Source organism: Sulfuricaulis sp. (assembly GCF_041499725.1).
GTDB lineage: Bacteria > Pseudomonadota > Gammaproteobacteria > Acidiferrobacterales > Sulfurifustaceae > Sulfuricaulis.
The window spans coordinates 1-3,127 of the sequence record NZ_JBGQKW010000144.1 but is presented as its reverse complement, the minus strand read 5'-3'; the positions used below and the strand labels follow the sequence as shown (position 1 = coordinate 3,127).

Below are 3,127 nucleotides of genomic sequence, written 5' to 3'. Positions count from 1 at the left end.
TACACGGCGAATGGGCGCGCATCCTGCACTCGCCGCGGCCGCTCACCGACAGCGCGGGGCGCGTGTCGACCGAGGTCGGTAACGCCACGAGCTACCTGCTGGGCACCCGCTATCTGACGGCCGGCGATACGACGTATATTGTGGAGTATTACCACAACGGCACCGGCTACTCGGAAGACGAGGCCGCCCAGTTCTATGCGCTGGTGGACACCGCTTTCGCGACGGGCAACAACGCTCTCGTGCAAAAGGCGCTGTCTCTCAGCCAGGGAAGCTACGGCCGGCCGAACGCAGGCCGGAACTATGTCTACTTCCGCGCGCAGCAGAAGGACGCCCTGGGCATCGTCTACTTTTCTCCGGCGATCACCGCGATGGTGAATCTGCTGGACCGCAGCTATCAGCTGACGCCGGAGCTCTCCTACACCGGGATCAACAACCTCGAGCTGCGCGCGCGGCTGTTCCTGCTGCACGGCGGCGGCGCGACCGATTTCGGCGAGAAGCAGGTGGCCCGCAAGCTCGAGCTCCAGGCCCGGTACTATTTTTGAGGTTCGACCGCCGGCGGCTGCATGATTCTCGCCGAGGGTTCCGGTTGCAAAGTCACGTGCCGGATGCCGTAGCGCTGGTCCACCGTCTGCGCCAGGGCGCAGAAAACCCGCTCCCATGCCGCCATGTCGTCGATCACGACATGCGCCGAGAGCGCGATACGCTCCGACGAGAGGCTCCAGACGTGAAGGTCGTGAACCGAGCGCACGCCCTCGACGGCCGCCATCGCCTTTCCGATTTCATCGAGAGCAAGATGCAGCGGCGTGCCCTCCATCAGGGCGTGCAGGGCCTCCCGCAAGAGTCTCAGGCTCGAGACCAGGATGAGCGCGCAGATGAAAAGCGAGAGCAAAGGGTCGATCGCAAACCAGCCGGTAAAGGAGATGACGGCGCCCGAGACGAGCGCGGCGACCGACCCCAGGAGATCCCCCATGACGTGCAGCAACGCGCCGCGCGTATTCATGGTCTTCTCGCCGCGCGCAAGAATCAGGGCCACCGCCACGTTCAGCAGAAGGCCGATCAGGGCAACCGCGAAAACGGTCTCCCCCTTCACTGCTTGCGGCTCCAGAAGCCGCTGCACGGCAGCGACCGTGATCCAGACCAGTATGACAAGCATGAATGCGGCGTTGACGAATGCGGCGACGATCTCTGCGCGACCAAAGCCGTACGAATGGCGCGCGGAGGGCGGCCTTCGCGCCGCCCACGCGGCAAACGCGGCCAAGCCGAGCGAGGCGGCGTCGCTGGCCATGTGCCCGGCGTCCGCAAGCAGCGTCAGAGAGCCCGACCAGAATCCCGCCGCCGCCTCGATCGCCGCGTAGCCGAGCGTCAGCGCAAGCGCGAGGCTCAACGAACCGAGGCTGCGCGGCTCAGTCATCGGAGAACGGTCAAGCAACCCGGCTCAATAGCTTGAGCATGGGATGCACGCGGGTTTCCCGTCCTTCATTCTCAGATAACGATCAAACACGTATTCGCCGCAGGTGCCGCATTTGGTCTTGTTGAACGAACCCTTGAGCGGCTTGAATTGGAAGTCCGGCTTCGGCTCCACGGCAAAGAGCGTGTCGTCGGCCTGCTCGTAGACCCAGCGGATGAACTCCTGGCTCACCGGCGCGGGAATCTGGGACGGTTCGACCCCTTTCTTGCGCACGGCGATGAACTCGAACTTGCCCATCGCATCGACGGCATCCGGCTTGAGTGAAAAACGGATGCCCCCCTTCTTCGGATGAAAGAAGGTTGCCGCGAGTTTGCCGTAGAAGGTCTTTGCCATGAGCACCTTTCCATAGGTGGCCCCGGTCGCGGCCTGGATGCCATCCATCATGCACGTCTGCGGGTGCCCCTCGCCGAGTTCCGGGAACACGAAGAAGCCGTGGTCCTTTTCCCTTTCGACGCCCAGCTTTTCGAGGGCGAGGCGACCCATGCGATAGCCGATCGGCATGAACGGACATTGATGGCCGTGGAATTCAAAGGCCCATTCGGGCGGGATATGTTGCGTTGTCATGTGATTCTCCTTGCTGACAAAGTGCTACTTGAAAACATCGAAAAACATCTTCGCCGCAATCAGCCACAGCGCGATGCCAATGACTTTCTTGAGCTGGCCGCTGGAGAGTTTTTCCTTCATCAACTGCGACCCGATGAGCGATCCGCCCGCAGCCATGAGCGCCATGATTCCCAGAAAAGTCACGTCCATCTTTCCGAACGAGACGTGACCGAAAAACCCGGAGAGCGAGGAAAACACCACCGCGACGGCACAGGTGGCCGCAGCTCGTTTCGCATCAAGTCCAAGCCAGTTGAGCGCCGGGACGATGATGTTTCCGCCGCCCACGCCAAGCAGGCCTCCGATGAAACCTGCGGTACTGCCTACACCGGCGCCGACCAGCCAGACCCTGGCCGAGCCGGCATTCTGAGCGCGCGCCTGTCCTTGATAAAAAAGCATCATTCCGCCCGCAAATACGAGAAATACCGCGAAGAGAAAGAGCAATGTCGACTTGTCCACGTGCGGCGTAAGGCGAGCGCCAAGGGGTGCGAACACGACGGCTATTGCGGCAATCGGCAATGCAATGCGCCAGTCAATGAGCCGGCCACGCCAATAGTTGACCGTGGCGAACGAAAGGCTGATGGCGTTAAGGAGTAGTGCAGCCGGGGCGGCCTCGGCGAGCGGTACGCCGAGATAGTAGAAAAACGGAACGAACAGGAATGCCGCGCCCAATCCGGCCATCGCCAAGAGGCCGGAAAACACAAACACCACAGGCGCAGAGATAAGGTAGAAAGCAAGCGACATGAATCAGCTGCTGTTGGCGGGCATCCTTTTATTCCCCAAAGGTGGACAATAGCCGTTCGCGCGCGGCGAACCAGTACGCATGAAGCCCATGAGACCGTTGACCAGCAGCGGGACGACGATCACCACGGCCTCGATTTGAGGAGAAACGCCTTGGCCATGCTGCGCGGCGCCTGCCCGATCGCGTTGGGGCCATGGTCGCGCATGCGCGATTCCGCCTCGGAGCTGGAAAGTCCTTCCGTGCTCGTCATTTCAATCTCCTTCGGCCTGCCGGCGAAGCGTTCCGGCGAGCTCCGTGCCTGGCGCGACGGTGTTGTA

The 3,127-nt window shown here is 62.0% G+C and carries 4 protein-coding genes and 1 pseudogene; 1 reads left to right on the top strand and 4 read right to left on the bottom strand.

Annotation, left to right across the window (positions count from 1 at the left end):
- Window positions 1-542 (top strand): annotated as a pseudogene (locus tag ACC569_RS14310) (hypothetical protein); the annotation flags it as partial.
- Here the strand turns inward: ACC569_RS14310 and ACC569_RS14305 are convergent.
- The 4 genes from ACC569_RS14305 to ACC569_RS14290 form a co-directional block, all read right to left on the bottom strand.
- Window positions 533-1,411: a cation diffusion facilitator family transporter gene (locus ACC569_RS14305; protein ID WP_372524201.1), complete on the bottom strand. Its 879-nt coding sequence runs from the start codon at window positions 1,409-1,411 to the stop codon at window positions 533-535. The pseudogene ACC569_RS14310 and the gene ACC569_RS14305 sit on opposite strands and share 10 nt — an antisense overlap.
- A gap of 24 nt (window positions 1,412-1,435) precedes the next feature.
- Entirely contained in the window at window positions 1,436-2,032 is a 597-nt protein-coding gene (locus tag ACC569_RS14300) for an FmdE family protein (RefSeq protein WP_372524200.1), read from the bottom strand.
- A gap of 24 nt (window positions 2,033-2,056) precedes the next feature.
- On the bottom strand, window positions 2,057-2,770 hold the full coding sequence (locus ACC569_RS14295) for a sulfite exporter TauE/SafE family protein (RefSeq protein WP_372524199.1): 714 nt from the start codon (window positions 2,768-2,770) through the stop codon (window positions 2,057-2,059).
- A 161-nt stretch (window positions 2,771-2,931) separates the two neighbouring features.
- The gene (locus ACC569_RS14290; protein ID WP_372524202.1) at window positions 2,932-3,060 is read right to left on the bottom strand and encodes a cation-transporting P-type ATPase; all 129 of its coding nucleotides are present in this window, start codon (window positions 3,058-3,060) and stop codon (window positions 2,932-2,934) included.
- Window positions 3,061-3,127: the final 67 nt, after the last annotated feature.

Coding starts and splice junctions, on each gene's coding strand:
- ACC569_RS14305 (WP_372524201.1), bottom strand. CDS start 1,411: ATGACTGAGCCGCGCAGCCTCGGTTCGTTGAGCCTCGCGCTTGCGCTG.
- ACC569_RS14300 (WP_372524200.1), bottom strand. CDS start 2,032: ATGACAACGCAACATATCCCGCCCGAATGGGCCTTTGAATTCCACGGC.
- ACC569_RS14290 (WP_372524202.1), bottom strand. CDS start 3,060: ATGACGAGCACGGAAGGACTTTCCAGCTCCGAGGCGGAATCGCGCATG.